The sequence below is a fragment of the Clostridium amylolyticum genome (assembly GCF_900142075.1).
Classification (GTDB): Bacteria; Bacillota; Clostridia; order Clostridiales; family Clostridiaceae; genus Clostridium_AA; species Clostridium_AA amylolyticum.
This window is the reverse complement of sequence record NZ_FQZO01000003.1, coordinates 53,960-74,693: the sequence shown is the minus strand read 5'-3', so window position 1 is coordinate 74,693 and position 20,734 is coordinate 53,960. Positions and strand designations below refer to the sequence as shown.

Sequence of the window (20,734 nt, the reverse complement as noted above, 5' to 3'; positions counted from 1 at the left end):
ATAATCATTAAAGGCGCTATAGAAAAGTTTTTAATATTATAGTACTGCTTTTTCTTTATTAGCATTAGCAAATTAAAAGTAATATAGGGGGGTCTTATATGTTGAAGAAAGTACGTCCTCTTTTGTTATTTATTTCTACTTTGATATTTATATATTCTGCTGTTATGCTTACCTCCCACTTTTATAATCTTTATAAAAATAATAAAAACTATAAAAAATTAAAGAATATATACAATATAGAACAAAATTTTAATTCACAAGAGGATAGTCCTAATCTTGATGATTTAAGAAAGGAAAAGTTTAACAAATTACAAGAAATAAATAAAGATATCGTAGCCTGGATCTACATACCTAACACTAAAATAGACTATCCTGTAGTTAAAACTAGCGATAATGAATTCTATTTAAATCGTGATGTGGAAAAAAAGACAAACAAAGCTGGAGCAATTTTTATGGACTATCGTAACTTTCTAGATGAAAACTTTAATACAAAGGATAAAAATACAGTTTTATATGGTCATCACATGAAAGATGGCTCAATGTTTGCAGATTTAAAAAAGTTTAAGAGCCAAGATTTCTTTAATGAGAATAGATATATATACCTTGATACTAAAGACGGAAGAAAAAAGTATGAGATTTTTTCAGTGTTTATTACAAAAACTGATTTTAATTATATTAAATCTCAATTCAATAACGAAAAAGATTTTGCTAATTTCTCAAAATCTATACAAGAAAAGTCTTCAATTTCTACGGATATCAAGCTTAGTAATAATGATGAATTTTTAACTTTATCTACCTGTACCTACGAATTCGATGACGGTAGATTAGCTCTAGTGGGAAGATTAGTTAAGTAAATACAAATAATGTAATCACCCCAGGGGTGCCTCCATATTATGGAAGCGCCCCTGGGGTGATTACATTATTTGGAATATACATTAGTAACTTTATCATGTTACAATTTATTAAGCATACACAAAGAATAATCAAATTAAATTTATATGAGTAGCCTTCGACATAGTTAATATGAAGTTTAGTCAGTATTTATACACACAAAAGTGCAGTAATGAAAGTGAAAGAAAATGGTCTTAGTAACAAAAGATTAATTATTTTATAATGAACCTGAAGGGAGAGATAGCTTTGAATAACAGGTGTATAAGCATTTTATACCAGTTAATTACTCATAAGGAATTCACCACCGCAAAAGAGCTTGCAGCAGAATTTAACGTAAGCGAAAGAACTATTAGATATGATTTAGATGAACTAGATTACTTTCTAGAATCAAACTCTCTGCCTTTACTAGAAAGAAAGTCCAATGCGGGAATAAGATATAAGCTTAATGCTGTAAATAGTGAAAAGGTTAAAAGCATTACTTCTAACCTAAATTATGCTTATTACAATATTTCCAAAGAGGAAAGAATCAACATTATTTTAAAGGAATTGTTCAATAGCAATGATTATATAACCATAGATGAGCTAGCATTAAAAGTATCTTCCAGCCGGGGAACTGTGGTAAACGATTTGAAATATGCTAAAACCTGGCTAAAACAACGTAATATCATACTTAACAGCTCTAAATATAAGGGCATCTGCATTGAGGGCAATGAAATAAACATAAGGAAAGCCATAGTAGAAATAAATAAAAATTCACTAAAAAAATTAAATAGAAATGTGACTTTAGACTATGAAGATTTTAAAGTTATTAGTAGTTTATTTAGTAAAGAAGATATTTCCTTAATAAATACCTGTATAAGTGAAGCTGAAAATAACTTAGGCATAGTTTTTTCTGATAATTCTTATGTTAACCTAACCATTCATTTAGGCTTTGCTTTGAAAAGGATTCGTCAGGGAAATTATATTAACTCTTCTGAAGTTGGTCATTTTAAAGAGCTTGTAAACACTAAAGAATATAAAATAGCAGAAAAGATCCTCACAAACATTGAAAAAAAGTTAGATATGAAGATAAAGGATGAGGAAATAGGCTATGTAGCTCTCTATCTTGTATCCAGCAGTATTGCACCTTTAGAAGGCAATGATGATATTAATGACAACTGGGTAAATATTCAATTAATCGTAGGTGAGCTCATTAACTCCATACAAGAAGATATGGGCATAAGCTTAATAGATGATGAAAAATTATATTACGGTCTCATTAACCATTTAAGACCCGCTATCTATAGGATTAAAAACCATATGATATTGGAAAATCCATTAATTGAAGAAATTAAGAAAGATTATAAGGATATTTTTCTAATTATTGAAAGAAATATAAATATATTAGAAAGATACATAAATAAAAAAGTAAATTCTCATGAAATTGGCTATATTGCACTGCACTTTGCAGCTTCTATAAAGAGAAAAAGGAAAAATAATATCTACAAACCCAATGTGCTTTTGGTATGTAATTCTGGTATAGGTACCTCTCAAATACTATCAGAAGCTATTAGCAGCAGGTTTAATGTAAATATTATAGATATAATTTCCGCTAGGCAGTTAATGAGAAGCTTAAAAAGCAAAGACATTGATTTAGTAATATCCACAGTACCTATAGAAAATATAGATATAAAATGCATTACGGTGAATCCTATTTTGACAAAAGAAAACGTCAGTGAAATTCAGCAAAGCATTTATGAAACAAATTACTCTAGGTCCAAGGATATAGAAAATATATTGGAGGATTTGAAAGAAAGCCCTTCAGCCTCAAGGGATAGTTATGAAAATAACCTCACGAGGACAAGCCATGTAAAACCTATGAAAATATATAAAGGAGGATATGAACCTATGTTAAAAGAGGTATTAACAGAAGATAGCATAGAAGTAAATGTAGAAGCAGATAATTGGGAAGAGGCCGTAAGAAAAGGTGGAGCCCTTTTATTAAAAAGTGATGTCATAGAAGAAAGATATATTGAAGAAATGATTAATAACGTAAAGGTAAATGGCAGCTATATAGTTATAGCACCAGGAATAGCAATGCCCCACGCAAGACCAGAATGTGGAGCCAAAGGTATAGGTTTCAGCCTTATTACCCTAAAAAACCCTGTGCCTTTCGGCAATCCAGTAAATGATCCTGTTAAGCTTATGATTTCACTTTGCGCTGTGGACCATAACACCCATCTTAAGGCTCTTTCAGAATTAATGGGCATTTTAATGGATGAAGAAAAGGTTAGTAAAATCATTAACAGTAATGATAAACACACTGTTTTAGAGTTAATTAACAGCTAGTTTTATTTTTACTATACGCTATGGAAAATTAGTTATTATTAAAATTCATCACTCTTAATTTGGTTATATGGTTAGACAAGCTGTATACAATTTAATTACCATTGAAATAATAAATAGTCCAAGTTGAATTTTATATGAATAGACAAGCGTTTTAAAAATCAATTACATAAAACCATGGTTTAAATTGAAAATTATTATAGAAAGGATGATTAAAATGTTAAAAGTAACAACAGTATGCGGTGCAGGTGTAGGAAGTAGTATGATGCTTAGAATATTTGCAGATCAAATATTACAAGAAGAAGGAATAGATGCAGTAGTAGAATGTTCTGATATTGGCTCTGTAGATCCAAACTCCACAGATATAATAATCACTACCTCAGATTTTGCCAATATATTAAGAAACTCCTCTGCAAAAATCGTTAAAATTGACAACCTTATGGACAAGGCATATTTAAAAGAACAACTGATAAACACTATTAATGAAATAAATAAGTAAGAAATAATTATTATATAAATTTTAAAAGGAGGAATAATCAATGAGTAATTCTATATTATATCTTATTAAAAATGTATTCTCTGAACCAGCATTTTTAATTGGTATGGTAGCAATCATAGGATTAGCTGTGCAAAAGAAAAAGGCGGGTGCCATAACATCTAGCGCTATCAAAACCATGGTAGGATTCCTAATGATAACAACGGGAGCTCAAAGCATGGGTATGGCTTTACTTCCATTACAGCCTATGTTAATAAAAGTATTTAACCTTAACGTGAAAATACCTGAAATAGGTAATGCCATTGGAGCAAGCTTTACAGAAATAGGTGTAGAAACAACTTTAATCTTCGCTATTGGATTTATGGTTAACGTTTTAATCGCAAGATTTACAAAGTTTAAATATGTGCATCTTTCAGCCCATGTATCCTTTTTCTATGCAGGACTTATAGCGGCTTTACTAAAGTTTAATACAAGTTTAAACCTAGCACTTATAGTTATTATAGGATCAATATTATTAGGAATTTATTTAACTTTCACTTGTGCTTACATAGCTCCACTAATGAAACATATAAAAGGCGGGCAAGGTTTTACTATAGGACACTCCAGTTCTATAGGCTGCTTAATATCTGCAGGCCTAGGAAAGGTTTTTGGTAATAAAGATAAAGACTTAGAAGCTATAAAGCTTCCAAAAGGATTTGAATTTTTAAGAGAAACTACTATTTCATTAACTGTAGTAATGTCTTTAATATTTTTAATTATTTCATTAATAAGCGGACCATCCTTTGTTGTAAGCAATGTAAGCAATGGCAGAGACATCATCACTTTCTCATTACTTAGCGGTCTTAACTTTGGATTATGGATAACTGTAATAATCACTGGTGTTAGAATGATGTTAGCAGAAATTGTACCAGCTTTCCACGGTATATCCAACAAACTTATACCTAATGCTATACCTGGATTAGATGTTCCACTACTATTCCCTAACCACCCAACTTCTGTACTAGTAGGTTTTATATGTAGCTTACTGGCAGGATTTGTGGGTATGACAATATTAGGTTTATTAAAATATCCAATAATAGTTTTCCCAGCTCTGATACCAACTTTCTTTACAGGAGCAGTTACAGCAATCTTTGGTAATGCCACTGGTGGAAGAAGAGGAGCTATTATAGGTTCTTTTGTGAATGGATTAATACTAATTTTTGGACAAGCATTGTTATTACCTCTTGTAGGAAGCTATGAGCCTGTTATGAGGGTATTATCAGAAACTGACTACACCTTCTACGGACCTTTACTAGGACGTTTACTAAGACTATTAGGTATTTAGTATGAAGAAATTAGCCATATACGTAACTATAAATTATCCTAATAAAGAAGAATTTTTTAAAACCTTAGATGTTTTAGAAAAATGCAAAGTAGATTACTTAGAATTGGGGGTACCAGTTACCAACCCCTACATGGATGGACAAATAATTAAAGACAGTCATAAGCAAGTGTTGGATATGGGACTAGACAATAAGGAATTCTATGACACCCTTCATGAAATAAAGAGTAAGTACAAGAATTTTAAGCTTATTCTCATGACCTATAAAGAAGGGCTAATAAAATATGACCTTCTAAATAACTCAGACTATTATGATGGATTGTTATGTGTAGACGAATTTGTGGAAAATACAAACAATGTGAATCCTATACAATTATATAATGAAGATCTTAACGAAGAAGAACTGCAATTAAAGTTAAAGAATAATATGATATTTGCTTATGCCATGAGTGGAAGAGGAAAAACCGGCAGCTTTAACAGCCTTCCTGATGAATACAAAAAAACCATGAAAAGAATAAGAAAATATTCTGACCTAGATGTGTTAATCGGCTTTGGCATAAGCACCAAGGAACACACAAAATCCATTATAGATAACAGTGCTGATGGCGTAATAATAGGTTCAAACTTTATGAAACTAATGGGACATAAAGATTATAATTTACTTGAACAATATATAATGGATATAAAATCTGCACTATAATATACAAAAGAATACTTAATGGCACTTAATTAAACCCACTTAATATATAATCCACTAAGTAAAATATAGCTCAAAAAAGGATAGCCTCTAAAAATAGGCTATCCTTTTAAATTGTAAATCACAATACAGAATTATTAAATAATAAAAAACATATTAAAATTCCTGTTATTAATGGTACTTTATTTATTATTAATAACCACCGGCTGAAGCCGCCATAATAAGTGCTACAATTGAACCACCTAATAAAATTGATAATACAATACCTATTGCTAAAAATATCAATTGAGCTTTAGCAAAGTTTTTCTTGCTTAAGGGAGTATCACTTCCAAAAGCCCAAATGCAGAGCATAATAATATTAACTATAGGAATAAAAGTTAATAATAAAGTAACCACCCAATCTCCCATGGTTATTACACTTTCATTCTGTTGTGACTGAACTTGAACATTATTTGTTTCCATATTAAGCCTCCTATGCCATTATATATTCCTATGCATATAATATATTTCTATAAAAAACATATAATTCCTCTTAAATTTTTAACTTTTACTATATTTTTTATAATTAATTTTAACTAATATAAAACATTATAAGATATTTTCCATAAAATAGAAGTTATATGCCATCTTATGTAACTACTCCTAGAGTGATTACATAAAATGTCACCACCCCAGGGGTGCTTACAAAAAAAAGGATGCACCCCTGGGGTAGTAACATTTATTGGAATATTATCTATATTTTTTTGTGAGATTCAGTTTTCTTTAGAAATCCTGAATACTTTATTCCAGCTGACAACATCAAGATGCCAATTAATAATAAAGTTGAGATATCCAAGTAGCTTCCGGTTTTAGGAAGATTATTCTCTGTGTCTTTTACCTCACTATCACCATTGCCATTATCCTTAGGCTCCTCTGTTTTATCATCATCATCCTTAGGAATGGATGGATTTTTTAGTTCTTTTATTCTAGATTCTAAAGCCACTAGCTTAGGTAAATTTGTTATGGCAGAGTCATTATTTGCAGCAGTTACTAGTTCTCTTGCTTTATTTACTGCTTCTTCATGATCTAAAGTAAGCTTATCAAGCTGTGGAAGGGCCTGAATAGCATCTATTGCTTGTTTCTCTTTCCCTAATTGTGCCGCTTCTTCTTCACTAACTATGGATGCATTAAATACTTCTATGGAATTTCTCAGAGATAAAACAGCTTGTCTTATTTCTTCCTCACTAGAATTAGAATTGCTGCTTACAGCTACAGCCTTATCTATTTCTTTTTGCAGTATACCTTTAGAGCCTATCCTATGGTTCCCTGCTTTGATTCCCTCTTCAGCCTTATCTTTTATATCTTTTCCATAGTTTATCATCATGTTTAAAGGTGATGTTTGCTTAACCATAGTTTTATTCAAATCTACAAAGTTCATATTTGCATAATAAGCAGTTAGTATTTTGTCAAAGGTCCATCCATTTGCACCTAAAGCAGATGCACCGTATTGACTCATACCTGCCCCATGTCCATTTCCACCTCCGTAGAAAATCACGTTAGTAATTTCATTATTAGAATCTTTTTCAAAATCAAAGGTAAAAAATGCAGAATATAATATGCTTGGATTTTTTAAATTAAATCCTGGGTCATAATCTTTAGAGCCGCCTTTTGCTCTTTGAGCTATTATATCTGTTGAAGCGCCTGTATCCACTTTATTAGGTCTTATGGTAAATCTAATATTAAATTCTTTTATTATTTTAAATGTACCATTACTGCCTTCTACAATTAACTCCATGATATTTCCACCAGAACCTCTTTTAGCCACATACATGTTTTTAAAAGTTCCTATGCCATCTGCAGGTATCTGCTTGTTTACAAACTTTCCATTGCTGTCTTTAGTCAATATAAAATCTGGTTCTGCGGCATACCTTATTAAAATATTCTTATTAATGGTATTTTGTATTTGCTCTTTTGTTAATGATACCTTCCATCTAAAATAAGCGGAAGTAGAGTCATATCCTAAATAAGATAAATCCTTATAAAAGGCATTAATAGCAGCTTCATCTTGAGTATTTAACTTAAGCATAGTTTTATTACTAGGATCTTTTGGATCATAAGTAAAGCTTTGAGCTATAAGATAAGGTAGTGGAGTGCCCGGGAAGCTTGTACTACCTGGATCTGACCAGACTTCATGCTTAGCTGCCCCAAAACCTCCAGAGGTAGAGTAATACCTAGCATCTACCAAAGCACCATTGCTCATCATTATCTTACCGCTAGTATTCTTTACTGCAGCAGTAGTATCAGCATTTTCAGCTGAGTTATTATATACCTGACTTAATGTACTATCATCTACAAAGAATCCCTTAGAAGCATATCTATTGCTTAAGTAATCTCCCATAGCATAGGTTCTAGCTGCTACTGCTTGAGCTTTTAAAGCTTCAGCTCCAAAGCTTGCTGGCATTTCACTAGGAACCACCTGGAGTAAATAATCTTCCATATCCACTTCATTAATAATGTTTATTTTCCCTGGAGTTTTTGATAATGTAATCTCAAAAAATCCTCTATAAGAAGGGTTTCCATAGGCTCTTTTAAAAGTATCTATCTTAATCTTAGAAGATTCATTGGTAGTAGTTTTTGGCAATATATATAGTCTATTAGAGCTTCTAAATACTTCTGCCCCACTTATAGTTACCTTTAATTGATTATTATCTACTATAAGCTTGGCACTGGTATTAGGTACAACTTCGTACTTTGTACCAGCTTTTTTATCCTGTATAACATATCCATCTGCACTCTGAAAATCTATAACGTCATGCTCTAAAGATACAAAGCCTGAATTCATTATCCCTACCCTCATATTCTTAGTAGGTGTTTCCCCATCAATGAATATTAAATCAGCTTGTCCCCCTTCATTATAGTAAACCGTTACATTTTCAGTCCCAACCAGCACCTCACTTAAGGAACTCTTTATAAATTTACCCTCTTTATATTTGTAAACTGAATAGTTCTCTGATAATGATACAATCCCTTTATACTCTAAATCTATGGTCTTATTAGCAGTGTCCTTTGCCATTATCTTTTCCTTTGAAAAAGCTTTTAGCACTTCCCCATTATTATCCTTGGCTAAAGCTAAATTTACAGGAAAGATCACCATTAATGCAAGTAATAAAAGTAACGCTCTTTTTATAATTTTCAAGTTTGACCCACCTCTCTATGTTTTGTAATTGATACACTATATATCACAAGCAAGAAGCATGCCAATTATTTTAACATATGGAAAACAATACAAATAAAAGTACTGTATCAAATAAAAGTTATACGATACAGTGTTTTCAGGTAAATGATACACAATAATTTATTTTTTTAACTCTCTAAGCTCTCTTAATATCTCTTCTTGGTTTCTCATAATTTCATCTACTTTATTGTGTAAATCTTGTACTATAATTTCTGATTTCAAATTAACTTTATAATCATTTTTGGCTCTTAATCTATCTTTTTCTTCTTGTCTGTTTTGTGCCATCATAATTATAGGTGCTTGTATCCCTGCTAGGCAGGACAAAAAAAGATTTAAAAGAATAAATGGATATGGATCAAAATGTACGAAGTATCCAACTATATTTAAGATAATCCATAAAGCAATAAGACCTAATCCAATTAGTATAAAAGGCCAGCTCCCTACAAAATCTGATATTTTATCTGAAGCCCTATCACCTAAAGTTAGCTTTTTCTGATGAATTTGATTTATGTCCTTAGACACTTTTCCACTGATAAGATCATGTATAATATCTTCATCTATATCTTCTATACTATCCTTATTTTCCAAAATCATTTTAACTATCTTTTCCTTATCATACTTTTCATCCATTATAAAACACCTCACATTTTATGTTTAATTTCAATTTTTCTCTAGTTATCAATATTAAATCTTCTATATGCAAAAAAATATATAATATATTTAAATTCTTTAGTTATTTCCACTGAAATCTAATTAATATTTCTTTGATAGTATAATTATAACATGATATATTATCCACTTAACTAGACAAATTCTAATAATATTATTAACATACCATTTTATGTAACCGCCCCTGGGGTGCATCCATAAAATGGATGCACCCCAGGGGCGATTCCTTTTATTGGTATTTACCTCCTTAATTCCCTTGACATGTAATATTTAAGACATTAATATAATATTATAAAGATATAATATTATAAAAATTAAAATAGCTGGATTGTTACTGGTGATGCAGGCAAGACCTAAGAGGATGGTAAGCAAAGTTAATAGCTTGAGCCGTCTTTTTAGGTCTTTATGATTATTAGGAGGAAAAAGCAGTTTAAAGTAATTTGTGAAAAGAGAAGCTCAAGTTTAAAAGAAACCTTTTAAAAATCGGAGGGAGGATAAAATGGATAAGGTACTTTGTATTGGAGAATTATTAATAGACTTTATATGTTCAGACTTTGATGTGGACTTAAGGCAGGGGGTTAACTTCATCAAGAAAGCTGGTGGGGCTCCAGCTAATGTTGCTGCAGCTATTTCAAAGTTAGGTGGTGAGGCGCAGTTTGCTGGTAAGGTGGGTGCTGACGTTTTTGGAGAATTTTTAAAAAACACCTTGGAAGAATCCGGGGTGGATGCATCAATGCTGATATTAGATCCAAGGTATAAAACCACTTTGGCTTTTGTTTCCTTACAATCTAACGGAGAAAGAGATTTTATATTTAACCGAGGAGCAGATGAGGAGTTTAGCTATGAAGAACTGAATAAGGAAGAGATGCTTAATGCTAAAATTATTCATTTTGGATCTGCCACTGCTCTCCTTGGTGGTACTTCTAAGGAATGTTATATAAAAGCTATGAAATCTGCTAAGGATAACAATATTTTCATAAGCTTTGATCCTAATTATAGGGTGGATTTATGGAAAGGGAAAGAAGATGACTTTAGAGAAATTTCTAAAAGCTGCCTAGGCTATAGTGATTTTGTTAAGGTAAGTGATGAAGAGATAAAATTAATTTCTGAAGAAGAAGATTTAAGTAAAGCCATAAAGATTTTTCATGAGCTGGGAGCAAAAGTAGTAGCTGTAACTTTGGGGAAAGATGGAACTCTTATTTCTAATGGTAATGATATAGAAAAAGTACCTAGCATTAAGGTAACCTCCATTGATTCCACTGGCGCTGGGGATGCTTTTGTGGGTGCTGTACTTTATAAACTTTTATCTATGGATAATCCTAAAAATATTATAGATAATTTTGAAGCATTAAAAGATATTATCGCTTTCGCCAATACCGTGGGAGCTATAGTATGCACCAAATTAGGGGCTATTGCAGCACTTCCTACCTTGGATGAGGTTATAAACATTGGTAGTGATGAATCAAGTGCTTCTTAGTTTCAGGTGAGGTTTGCTTAAAAGGAATACTCCTCCATCTGAAGCTTAGAAGAACTTATCCAGGAGCTTAGCGCTCATTACCACCACTTGAAGAAGTGGGAGTATTAGGAGCCATTAGCTATGGGATAAAATATTTACTTGTAAAAATGTCAGCCTGTCCCACACTTATAAAAAAATACTACTTTATTGGATGTGATTATAATGAACATGGAGCGTCAGCTCTTAAATAAAGCTTATAAAAGAATAAAGGATTATGAAGACTTGGTAAATCAGGATATCTTTAGGCAGGAGTATCACATACAGCCTCCTGTAGGATTTTTAAATGATCCCAATGGCTTCATACAATTCAATGGAGAATATCATATATTTTACCAGTTTAATCCCTTTTATCCTGAGGAGAAAACCGTATTTTGGGGTCATGTTAAAAGCAAAGATTTAACTAACTGGCAGTCCATGCCTTTAGCCCTCTCCCCTGCTAACTGGTATGAAACCCATGGATGTTACTCCGGCTCTGCTATAGATAATGAAGGAAAACTTACTTTAATGTACACCGGTAACGTAAAGGACGAAAAAGGAAATAGAGAAACTTATCAATGTTTAGCAGAAAGTACTAATGGAATTGAATTTACTAAATATCCTAATAACCCTGTAATCTCTCATCAACCCCAGGGCTACACACCGCACTTTCGAGACCCTAAACTTTGGAAGAAAGATAATCTTTGCTATATGGTTATCGGAGCTCAGAGCATAGATAAACAAGGTAAGATTATATTATACAAGTCTCCTGACCTTAAAAATTGGACAATGATAGGAGAAGTAGCTGGCTCAAATATCGGAGTACTAGGGAACTTTGGATACATGTGGGAATGCCCTAACCTATTCAACATAGACGATAAAGATGTGTTAATAGCCTGTCCTCAAGGCCTTGAGCCTGAAGGTATGTTGTACAACAACTTATATCAATGCGGTTATATGGTGGGAAAATTAAATTATAAAACCGGCTTTCTAGACCATAATGGATTTATAGAATTAGACAGAGGCTTTGATTTTTATGCCCCTCAAATTACGGTGGATGATAAAAACAGAATACTATTGATGTCATGGATGGGTATGCCCGGGGAAGAACACCCTAGTGAAAAATATCATTGGGTTCATTGTCTAACCCTTCCCAGAGAGCTAAAACTAGTAAATGGCAAAATACATCAGATACCTGTGGATGAGTTAAAAGCCTTAAGAAAAGATGAAATAGCTTATGAAAACATCATCATAGAAAATGAAGAAATATCTTTGGAAGGTATAGAAGGGATAAAATTTGATCTAGAAATTCTCCTAGAGGGAATATCCGCTGAGGACTTTGGCATAAAAATGAGATGCTCTGAAAATGGTGATGAATATACCTTAATCTCTTTTAATCTGCCAAGTAAGACAATTTTAGTAGATAGAAATAATAGCGGACAAGGTTTAAAAGGCGTTAGAAAGTGTAAGTTAAACAGCGATGTTTTTAAAATTCAGATTTTCTCTGATAACTCTTCTCTAGAGATTTTTATAAATCATGGTGAAGAAGTGTTTACTCAGAGAATTTATCCTGATGTATCCAGCAAAGATATTAAACTCTACAGCTGCAACGGAATAACAAGAATTAAAAGCATTAAAAAGTGGAACATATGATTTAATAAATTATCCTTTTAACGAAGACACCAAATTCTATAAGATTAAATTAGCAGATTAAAAAATGTACTTTAGTAGGTGATCACTATTGAGAATTAAAAAAATATTTAATAACAATGCTGTATTAGTAGATGACCAAGGCAAAGAAAAGATTGTTACTGGAGCAGGCATAGGATTTCAAAAAAAAGTTTATGATTTAATTCCTGAAAGTAAAATAGAGAAAATTTTTGAGCCTCAGACAAAGGGTGAATATGAGGCTTATAAAAAAATATTAGAAACTATACCTATAGAACACATTAAAATAAGTGAAAGAATAATAAGTCATGCAGAAGATACAATTAATAAGCCACTAAATAAGCATATTTATGTAGTGCTTACAGATCATATTTCCTTTGCCATAGACCGAGCTAAATCAGGTATCAAAATTAGAAACAAGCTATTAAACGAAATAAAAATGTTATATAAGGAAGACTTTGAAATAGGAATTTGGGCTATTAATATGATAAAAAAAGAATTAAATGTGGATCTCCCTGTGGATGAGGCAGGTTATATAGCCATCCATATCCATACAGCCTATTCTAACTCAACTCTGGAAGAGTCTACAGATATAGCTCTAATTATAAGAGATTTGGTAGACATAGTTCAAGGGGAAATGAATGTAACCATAGAAGATAACACCCTTTCTTATGAAAGACTGGTAACTCATTTACGCTTTGCTCTTCAACGCAAAGAAGATGGCAATGAATATGATGATTTAGACCAGGAACTAATTTCCATAATTAAATTAAAATATAAAGAGGCCTATGTTTGCGCACTTAAAATTAAAAACTTTTTAAAGCAATCCTATGAAATAGAATTTGGAGAAACAGAGCTTTCCTATATAGCCCTTCATATACAAAGAATTACTAACAAAAAATAATAACTACCAAAATATAATTTTTTATTGACAACGTATTCAAAAAATGTTATTATTTATATAATAATTTAACATGTTGGATTGTTACTGGTAAAGCAGGCAAGACCAAGGATATAAAGGAATCTCTTTATATTTTTGGTCTTTTTTATTTCCATTTTCATAAAAATCTTATACTAAAAAATATTTTATTATTAATAGGAGGTTATAACATGAGTTCTAAGGAATTAGCTAAAGAAATACTAGAAAATATAGGTGGTAAAGAAAATATCCAAGCAATTACTCACTGTGCCACTAGATTGCGTATTACCCTCAAGGATGACAATAAAGCCAATGCTGAAGAAATTAAAAAACTAGATAAGGTAGTTACTGCACTTATGAGAAATGAGCAATTTCAAATAATATTAGGAGTAGGCTTAGTAAATGAAGTATACGACGAAATAATACAGATAACAGGCAACCTATCTTCAGATTCCTCCCAAAACAAAAAGTATCCAAAAGGTGTTAAAGGAGTTATGAAGAGACTTTCAAATATATTTGTTCCTTTAATCCCAGCTTTAGTAGGCGGCGGAATGCTTATGGGGGTAAACTATCTGCTGCAGCAATTTGGAGTAGTAAGCGACACTAATCAAATATCTCAATTATTAGGCATATTCTCCAGCTCAGCCTTTGTATTCCTATATATTTTAGTTGGTTTCACCGCAGCAAAAGAATTTGGAGGTACACCTGTACTTGGAGCTGCCATAGCTGGTATATTAATGCATCCAGACTTAGTAAACATCAAATCCGTAAACCTATTTGGATTAAACCTATCCATACAGAAAGGTGCAGGTGGTATATTTGCAGTACTTCTCGCCATTTGGTTTATGAGCTTCGTAGAAAACAAAATTAGAAAAATTATCCCTCAAGTGTTTAGATTAATTTTAGTTCCTCTTTTAACTATGGTAATAACAGGCTTTGTGGCTATTTATATCCTTCAGCCTATAGGCACAGCTCTATCTAATGGTTTTGCTAATTTAGTTACCTTTGCCATTAATAAAGGAGGCATATTAACGGGATTATTCTTAGGTGGTACCTTCTCCACTGTGGTAACCACAGGTCTGCACCAAGGACTGACACCACTATATGTAGATCTTCTAAATAAAACCGGTGTAAATCCTCTTCTTCCAATACTGGCCATGGCGGATGTGGGACAAGCTGGTGCAGCTCTTGCAGTATACTTCAAAGCCAAAAATCCAAAAATTAAGAGTATAGCAGCTAACTCAATTCCTGTAGCTCTTATGGGAATTACAGAACCAGTTATGTTTGGCTGTAACATTCCACTAGGAAAACCATTTATAGCTGCAGCCATAGGATCTGCCTTAGGTGGAGCCTTCATAGCAGCCTCAAAGGTTGTAAGCATTAGCTTAGGTCTTTCTTCCATACCATTGATAGCTATAATTCAAAAGGGGTTTGTATTGAGATATATCATAGGATTCATAATAGCTTTTGCTGGAGCCTTCATAGGAACCTATATTATGGGCTTTGATGAAAATACTCAGGTAGAAGAATTAAGTATAATGAAGTAACTTATTTAAATTTAAGGAAAAGGCCAGAAGATCCAAGTAAGGATACTGAATAATGAATATACTTAAGATTTAACAATATGAATTTAAAATGATTTAAATATTATCCTATGATAAAAATGGAGCAATGTGAAAATTTAAATATAAATTTTCCTTGCTCCATTATTTATTAGACATTATATTAAAGTTTTAATAAAGGTTTATTTGTTCCTAACAAATTAACTCCATTCCATATTAAATTCTTTTAATTAATTTATTTAATAGTCCTCTCCTAGCTTCATATAACGCTTCGCTTTCTTCTCTTAAATAATTCCAATATTCATTATTACTAGAAAGTCTACTTAGTTCACTTTTTAGATCTTCAGTAATATTTCCTTTTTCTGCAGCTAATTCGCACAAAGCTAGAACTACCGTTGCTCCTTCATCAAAGTCCTCTAAAGATTCCTCGAAGTCTTCTAAAACTATAGATACCGCACTTTCTATGCTTTCTCCACTTTCAACTAATTCCTCAAACATATCTTTTATGTCTAATGCTAAATCGTCTTCAAAAATATCTATTCCCCAGATTCCCATGGTCTCTCCTCCTTAAAATTTTAAGCTTTGAATATCATTTTCATCTCTATTATAAGTATTAAGGTATTCCATCATTAAAGTAACATGAGTATTAGTATGTCTATCTTTTTCCATAGTTCTTATAATATTTACATCATATGTGCTTCCTATTGTTTTTCTTTGCATCACATCATCTTTTAAAGTTTGAATTAATATTTCTACCTCCATACCATCATGAAATTTTTTGTAATCCCTGCCTCTAACAAACCAGTAATGTTCTATTTCTATAGGCTCAACTTCTACATGTCCTATAACTTCATATTCCTTCTCAAAGAGTACCTCACCCCAAGTCCATAAAACACATAATGATTTGCTTTTCTCTATTTCCATAATAGAAGGTTCATCAACATCTACCCTCTTTAATTGAACTAATATAAAAGTATCATCTTCATTAACTACAATTCCGTAGCCAATTTTATTTTCTAGGGTATTATATATCTTATATAATCTTTCAATAACATCTTCTGGTTGTACCTCCAAATCCCGCATTATCTCTTCTGTTATAACAAATTTGAATACATCACCAATTTTAACTTTTCTTTTCTTTGACATAAACCCTCCTAATGATTATCTATTGAGTGTCTATTCCGTATAAAATAATTTTATTACACCTTTGTTTTAATTCTTCAATTGCTTTAATTTCCAATAATATTTCTTTAATAGTAATATAACCTCTTGTAAACTCGCTATATCCAACTATATTTTTATTATTATAATGATATTTGCATATTAGGAGTTATTTCCATAAAACTTATCTTATATTTATTATACCTCCAATTCCCAATGCCATTTAAAATTCATAATAAATTCTTTGATTATTCATAAAAATTACAATTTTTTTAAATCTTCCTCAGTAGTTAGTTTATTTGTATATCCATTAAAATAGTATCCAAGATCTTTCCTTGCTATTTTGGCATTCAACCATAATCTGTTGCTTGAAAGCGTATTCAAAACACAGTTAAAAAATCAGATAAACTAGCAAGTTCCTCATATCGTTCTTTAAATGATTTAATCTATAACATATCTATGCTGCTCATCTTCACTTATTATCCAAATAACTCTTGTTCTGTCTAAAATAATATTTTTCTCTTCACTAATCTCATTTAATAAGGTGAATAATGGAAATTGTCTTAATTTAATTTTTTATTTTATTGTTTATCCACAAACTTTTAATCCATACTACTCTCTAACCATGTAGTTAACCTAATTTGTTATACATCCTAATGTACCTCTATAATTTCAATTTTCTTCTGGAAATAAGATTCTAGTTTAGGAAAGACTTTGTGTAAAAAATCCCCTTTATTTTTTTCTCTAATGCTTAAACTAATTAATTTGCCCCAAGTGTCATAGGTATATTTTACTACCTCTACTCCATTGGAATCTAGTATTCCAATGATATCATCTTGGACATTTCTAATATAGAAATATTCTGCACCATTTAAAGTAAATCCTACAAGTTCACTATCTCCATAGTTATAAACTAGTTTATCCACTGTACTTCCATTGGTTACTTCTTCATAGACTACATTATTTCCTTCTAATGTATATTTATAATTTACTCCATTTACTGTCTTTTCTGTTCTTATACCATCGATATTGTATTTATAACTAATAGTCTTACCATTTCCACTAATGGAGCTTAGAGTTCTTCCACCTTCCCATGTGAAAGTATAACCATCATAAGTTAGTGGATTTCCTATGGAATCATAGGTTATACTTTTCCCATTGAATGAAGTTAGCTTATCCTTCCAGTTATTATCTCCATAGGTATAGTTTATAGTTTTAACTTCTGTTCCTAATGTGGTAGTACTTGTTAAATCATACTCTGTAACCTTTAGAATATTTCCAGCCTTGTCATAAGTATATACTATAGTTTTATTGAGTTCTCCATTGTCTTCTCTTATAACTTGTCCTAAATTATCATAATATTATTTTATTGTCTTGCCATTGTTTATGGTTTCTATTCTTTCCATGGAAACATAGGTATATTTTATTTCACTAATGCCATTTTTAATAGATGAAACCATAGTTGTTCCTGAACCAGCATATCCTTCTTTGTAGCCATAGCTTACTATAAAACTCTTGCTATTATCTAAGCTTAAAGTTTTAGATAGGTTTCTTCCAAGGGTATCACAAGTGTATTGTAACCCTTTTCCTGATGGAAGAACTACCTTTGTAGTTTTTCCATCCTTATCAAACTCAAGGGCTGTAGAATACAATTTTCCACCTATAAAGTTTTCCTTTTTACTGGTTTTATCCGATAGCTTAGCGCCCCTAATCCCACCACTTCTTTAAGTAATAGAATAAGGGGAGCTAAGCTCCTGGATAAGTTCTTCTAAGCTTCAGTTGGAGCTGGTATTCCTTATAATCAAACTCCATCTGAAGCTAAGAATCACTTGATCATAGTCATATTTAAACCAGCTTCCATTTGAATTGTTATGTTGCAGAAAAGCTTATACAAATCAGATAGATATTTTGTAATTTAGATAGGCATAGAGAAAATTATTGTTCCGGAGAAATTTGAAATATTATTTTCAAATTAAAACAAACTAGCTAGTAAGGTAATCAAGAGATGCAAGTTGTTACTTGTAGATCGTCAAGCAAAATTACAATCTACAGTAATTACCTTGACTGGGCTTTCACCAGTAAGCATGGTTCAACTTTGCTGGACGCACCAAAATAAAAAAGAAAAGCCAAATAGTTATCATTGGCTTTTCTTTTTTAAGATTTATTCTAACTGAAAATTCCCTATATACTTCCATAGCTTATATATTGTGAAATTTCCAATTTCAAATTTTGAGATTGGATTTATTTGCTTTAATCGCTCTCTAATTTCTATAAACTGGCAAACTTCCTCCAATGTATCAAATAACCCGTTTTCATTTAGTTTTTGTTGACTTAATTCCTTAACTCTTGGGATATCATGAAAAATACATGAGTAATAATCTGGGTCAGCATAAGCATAATCATAACCAATAAATTTATATTTATCATTACTCTTTATCTTTTTCTCACATTTAGGTTGCTTTTTCTCAGTCTCGCAAAATAGTACACATACTTTAAATGCAGCCTTTTCGCATGCCTTTAAATATCTATTTAAGAAGTTAAAGTCATTGCAAACAGCCACAAAATTTTCATCAAATGCTATTTCTTCTATATGGTGATATACATAATCATTTAAGTACTTTCGCTCCTGTAGCTCTATTTCTTCACTATCCATACTTATTGGCCAAGTGTCCCCTTCAATACCTTTATAACTATATCCATGATTACTTTCAATAAAATTCTTGGCCCACTTACTATCAGTTCTTTTTATTACAAATCCATTACTATACAAATCTTGTTTACCTATATATCTATCACTCATTTTATTTCTCCTTTTTAGACATAAATTCACTCAAATGGTATATGCCTTCCCCTAATATGTGTGTGATTTCCATAATCCCAGTGGTTATCCTTTCCTAAATCAGTTCCGTGGTGTTGAAGAACTCCATATTCTTTACACCAATCGTCAATAATATTAGCCTCTTCCTCAGTTATCCTTTTACCATTTTTTCTAAATTTAAATTCAAGTTCTTTACCTAGTTTATCGAGAGCACCTTGTTCTTCAAGTACCTCTTTATTCTGAACTTTTGTTTTTTCCTTAGTTTTTGTTTTACTCTTTGTATTTACCTCAGCTTTTGCTCTACTTATAACAGACTTTGTTTTATTTTTGATATTATTGGTTACAGATCTTGCTGTATTTTTAATAGTTGTATTTACTATTTGCTGCTGTACATATAAGAACGTGATAGCTGAAGCTATTAATACTATTACTATTTTAAAGTCATCCATATAAGCAACCGGCATTGCCTTAAAGCCATTTCCATCTTCCATATTAACTGGATTATTCTTGCAATATGCAAACAAATTATGCCCTATTAAATCACCAGTTTCTCCTACTAATCCATCAGCATTAATAAACCTACCCCACTCAGGATTATAGTACCTTGATTGTAGATAATATACCCCAGTCTCAGTATCATACCTATATCCTCTATACCTATAAGGATTCTTATATCCAACATGAGTTACAGTATTAGTTACATCAACACCATTCTGATCTTTAATGCTAATAAGCTTTCCCCATGAATCATAGGTATACGACGCAACAGTAACTCCATTTTTATCAAATAAACCTATAACGTCCCCCTGAGCATTTCTAATATAGTAATACTCTATACCATTTAGATTCATTGAAGCAATTCTTTCAGCAGCTTCATAAGTATAGTATATCTTATCTGTACCATTATCTTCAAATACTACCTTATCTCCTGATAAATAGTATTTAGTGTTTACGTTATTTACAGTCTTTTCTATCCTTATACCTTCATCATTATATTTGTAACTGGTAGATAGTCCATTTCCTGATATGGATTTAAGAGCTCTTCCTCTTTCCCAGGTATAAGTATAATTATTATAAGTTTTAGGATTACCTATTTCATCATAAGTTACTGCTTTTCCATTATAAATTGTTAGCTTGTCCTTCCAATTTGAGTCATAGGTATATGAATTTACTGAAGTTTCGGTGGTTGGTATACCTGTTGAATAAGAATACTCTTTTTTGCTCTTTATGTTTCCACCATCATCATAACTATATACTATAGTTTTGTTTAATACTTCATTGTCTTCTCTAACAAGCTCGTTAAGCTCATTATAATAATATTTTATCTTTTTATTATTTTCTAAGAATCTTTGTTTTAAATCTAATCCCCATGGTTCCGGATGATTTGTTGACTCCTAGTTTATAAGAGGCTTTAGAATTTTTCTCTGCTGATAGTACCGTTTTTCCTTCATCTTTTATCATTCTTAACCCTTCCAAATTCCTCCTCGAGGTGGACATCCTT

Annotated in this window: 19 protein-coding genes; 9 read left to right on the top strand and 10 right to left on the bottom strand. The window is 31.5% G+C overall.

The features are described from left to right. Positions 1-98: 98 nt before the first annotated feature. The 5 genes from srtB to trpA all read left to right on the top strand — a co-directional run bounded on the left by srtB (position 99) and on the right by trpA (position 5,733). Entirely contained in the window at positions 99-854 is a 756-nt protein-coding gene (gene srtB / locus BUA82_RS07765; RefSeq protein WP_073006356.1) for a class B sortase, read from the top strand. A gap of 283 nt (positions 855-1,137) precedes the next feature. Next, positions 1,138-3,219 (top strand): BglG family transcription antiterminator, encoded by a 2,082-nt coding sequence (locus BUA82_RS07760; protein WP_178140708.1) that lies wholly within the window; start codon positions 1,138-1,140, stop codon positions 3,217-3,219. Positions 3,220-3,433: 214 nt separating this feature from the next. Beyond that, positions 3,434-3,715 carry a PTS sugar transporter subunit IIB gene (locus BUA82_RS07755; RefSeq protein WP_073006352.1) on the top strand — a complete coding sequence of 94 codons (282 nt, stop codon included), beginning with the start codon at positions 3,434-3,436 and terminating at the stop codon, positions 3,713-3,715. A 40-nt stretch (positions 3,716-3,755) separates the two neighbouring features. Next, on the top strand, positions 3,756-5,036 hold the full coding sequence (locus BUA82_RS07750; RefSeq protein ID WP_073006351.1) for a PTS ascorbate transporter subunit IIC: 1,281 nt from the start codon (positions 3,756-3,758) through the stop codon (positions 5,034-5,036). A 1-nt stretch (position 5,037) separates the two neighbouring features. Beyond that, positions 5,038-5,733, top strand: a complete 696-nt coding sequence (gene trpA, locus BUA82_RS07745) for a tryptophan synthase subunit alpha (protein ID WP_073006350.1) — start codon at positions 5,038-5,040, stop codon at positions 5,731-5,733. Positions 5,734-5,922: 189 nt separating this feature from the next. On the opposite strand, the gene BUA82_RS07740 is transcribed toward trpA, so the two are convergent. The 3 genes from BUA82_RS07740 to BUA82_RS07730 form a co-directional block, all read right to left on the bottom strand. Continuing rightward, the gene (locus BUA82_RS07740) at positions 5,923-6,192 is read right to left on the bottom strand and encodes a hypothetical protein (protein ID WP_073006349.1); all 270 of its coding nucleotides are present in this window, start codon (positions 6,190-6,192) and stop codon (positions 5,923-5,925) included. Positions 6,193-6,463: 271 nt separating this feature from the next. Next, positions 6,464-8,905: a SpoIID/LytB domain-containing protein gene (locus BUA82_RS07735; protein ID WP_073006348.1), complete on the bottom strand. Its 2,442-nt coding sequence runs from the start codon at positions 8,903-8,905 to the stop codon at positions 6,464-6,466. A 159-nt stretch (positions 8,906-9,064) separates the two neighbouring features. Continuing rightward, positions 9,065-9,574, bottom strand: coding sequence for a DUF1003 domain-containing protein (locus BUA82_RS07730; RefSeq protein WP_073006347.1), 510 nt, complete (start codon positions 9,572-9,574; stop codon positions 9,065-9,067). 538 nt (positions 9,575-10,112) lie between these two features. On the opposite strand from BUA82_RS07730, the gene BUA82_RS07725 reads away from it, so the two are divergent. The 4 genes from BUA82_RS07725 (at position 10,113) to BUA82_RS07710 (ending at position 15,239) form a co-directional block, all read left to right on the top strand. After that, positions 10,113-11,090, top strand: coding sequence for a carbohydrate kinase family protein (locus BUA82_RS07725; protein ID WP_073006346.1), 978 nt, complete (start codon positions 10,113-10,115; stop codon positions 11,088-11,090). 201 nt (positions 11,091-11,291) lie between these two features. Next, a complete protein-coding gene (locus BUA82_RS07720) occupies positions 11,292-12,758 on the top strand; it encodes a glycoside hydrolase family 32 protein (protein WP_073006345.1) in 1,467 nt (488 codons plus the stop codon). Between the two features lie 88 nt (positions 12,759-12,846). Then, positions 12,847-13,677, top strand: a complete 831-nt coding sequence (locus BUA82_RS07715) for a PRD domain-containing protein (protein ID WP_073006344.1) — start codon at positions 12,847-12,849, stop codon at positions 13,675-13,677. A 206-nt stretch (positions 13,678-13,883) separates the two neighbouring features. Further along, positions 13,884-15,239 (top strand): PTS transporter subunit EIIC, encoded by a 1,356-nt coding sequence (locus BUA82_RS07710; RefSeq protein ID WP_073006343.1) that lies wholly within the window; start codon positions 13,884-13,886, stop codon positions 15,237-15,239. Between the two features lie 231 nt (positions 15,240-15,470). Here the strand turns inward: BUA82_RS07710 and BUA82_RS07705 are convergent, their stop codons facing one another. From BUA82_RS07705 to BUA82_RS20665, 7 genes are all read right to left on the bottom strand, one after another. After that, complete coding sequence (locus BUA82_RS07705; protein ID WP_073006340.1) at positions 15,471-15,809, bottom strand: DUF4259 domain-containing protein; 339 nt, start codon at positions 15,807-15,809, stop codon at positions 15,471-15,473. 12 nt (positions 15,810-15,821) lie between these two features. Next, on the bottom strand, positions 15,822-16,400 hold the full coding sequence (locus BUA82_RS07700; protein ID WP_073006338.1) for a hypothetical protein: 579 nt from the start codon (positions 16,398-16,400) through the stop codon (positions 15,822-15,824). A 668-nt stretch (positions 16,401-17,068) separates the two neighbouring features. Beyond that, positions 17,069-17,341 carry a hypothetical protein gene (locus tag BUA82_RS07695; RefSeq protein WP_073006337.1) on the bottom strand — a complete coding sequence of 91 codons (273 nt, stop codon included), beginning with the start codon at positions 17,339-17,341 and terminating at the stop codon, positions 17,069-17,071. A 435-nt stretch (positions 17,342-17,776) separates the two neighbouring features. After that, positions 17,777-18,067, bottom strand: coding sequence for a hypothetical protein (locus BUA82_RS07690; protein ID WP_073006335.1), 291 nt, complete (start codon positions 18,065-18,067; stop codon positions 17,777-17,779). 509 nt (positions 18,068-18,576) lie between these two features. Further along, on the bottom strand, positions 18,577-19,215 hold the full coding sequence (locus tag BUA82_RS07685) for a hypothetical protein (protein ID WP_073006332.1): 639 nt from the start codon (positions 19,213-19,215) through the stop codon (positions 18,577-18,579). A gap of 26 nt (positions 19,216-19,241) precedes the next feature. Then, the gene (locus tag BUA82_RS21280; RefSeq protein ID WP_479723163.1) at positions 19,242-20,558 is read right to left on the bottom strand and encodes an RHS repeat-associated core domain-containing protein; all 1,317 of its coding nucleotides are present in this window, start codon (positions 20,556-20,558) and stop codon (positions 19,242-19,244) included. A 7-nt stretch (positions 20,559-20,565) separates the two neighbouring features. Beyond that, entirely contained in the window at positions 20,566-20,709 is a 144-nt protein-coding gene (locus BUA82_RS20665; RefSeq protein WP_178140707.1) for a hypothetical protein, read from the bottom strand. Between the last annotated feature and the right edge of the window lie 25 nt (positions 20,710-20,734).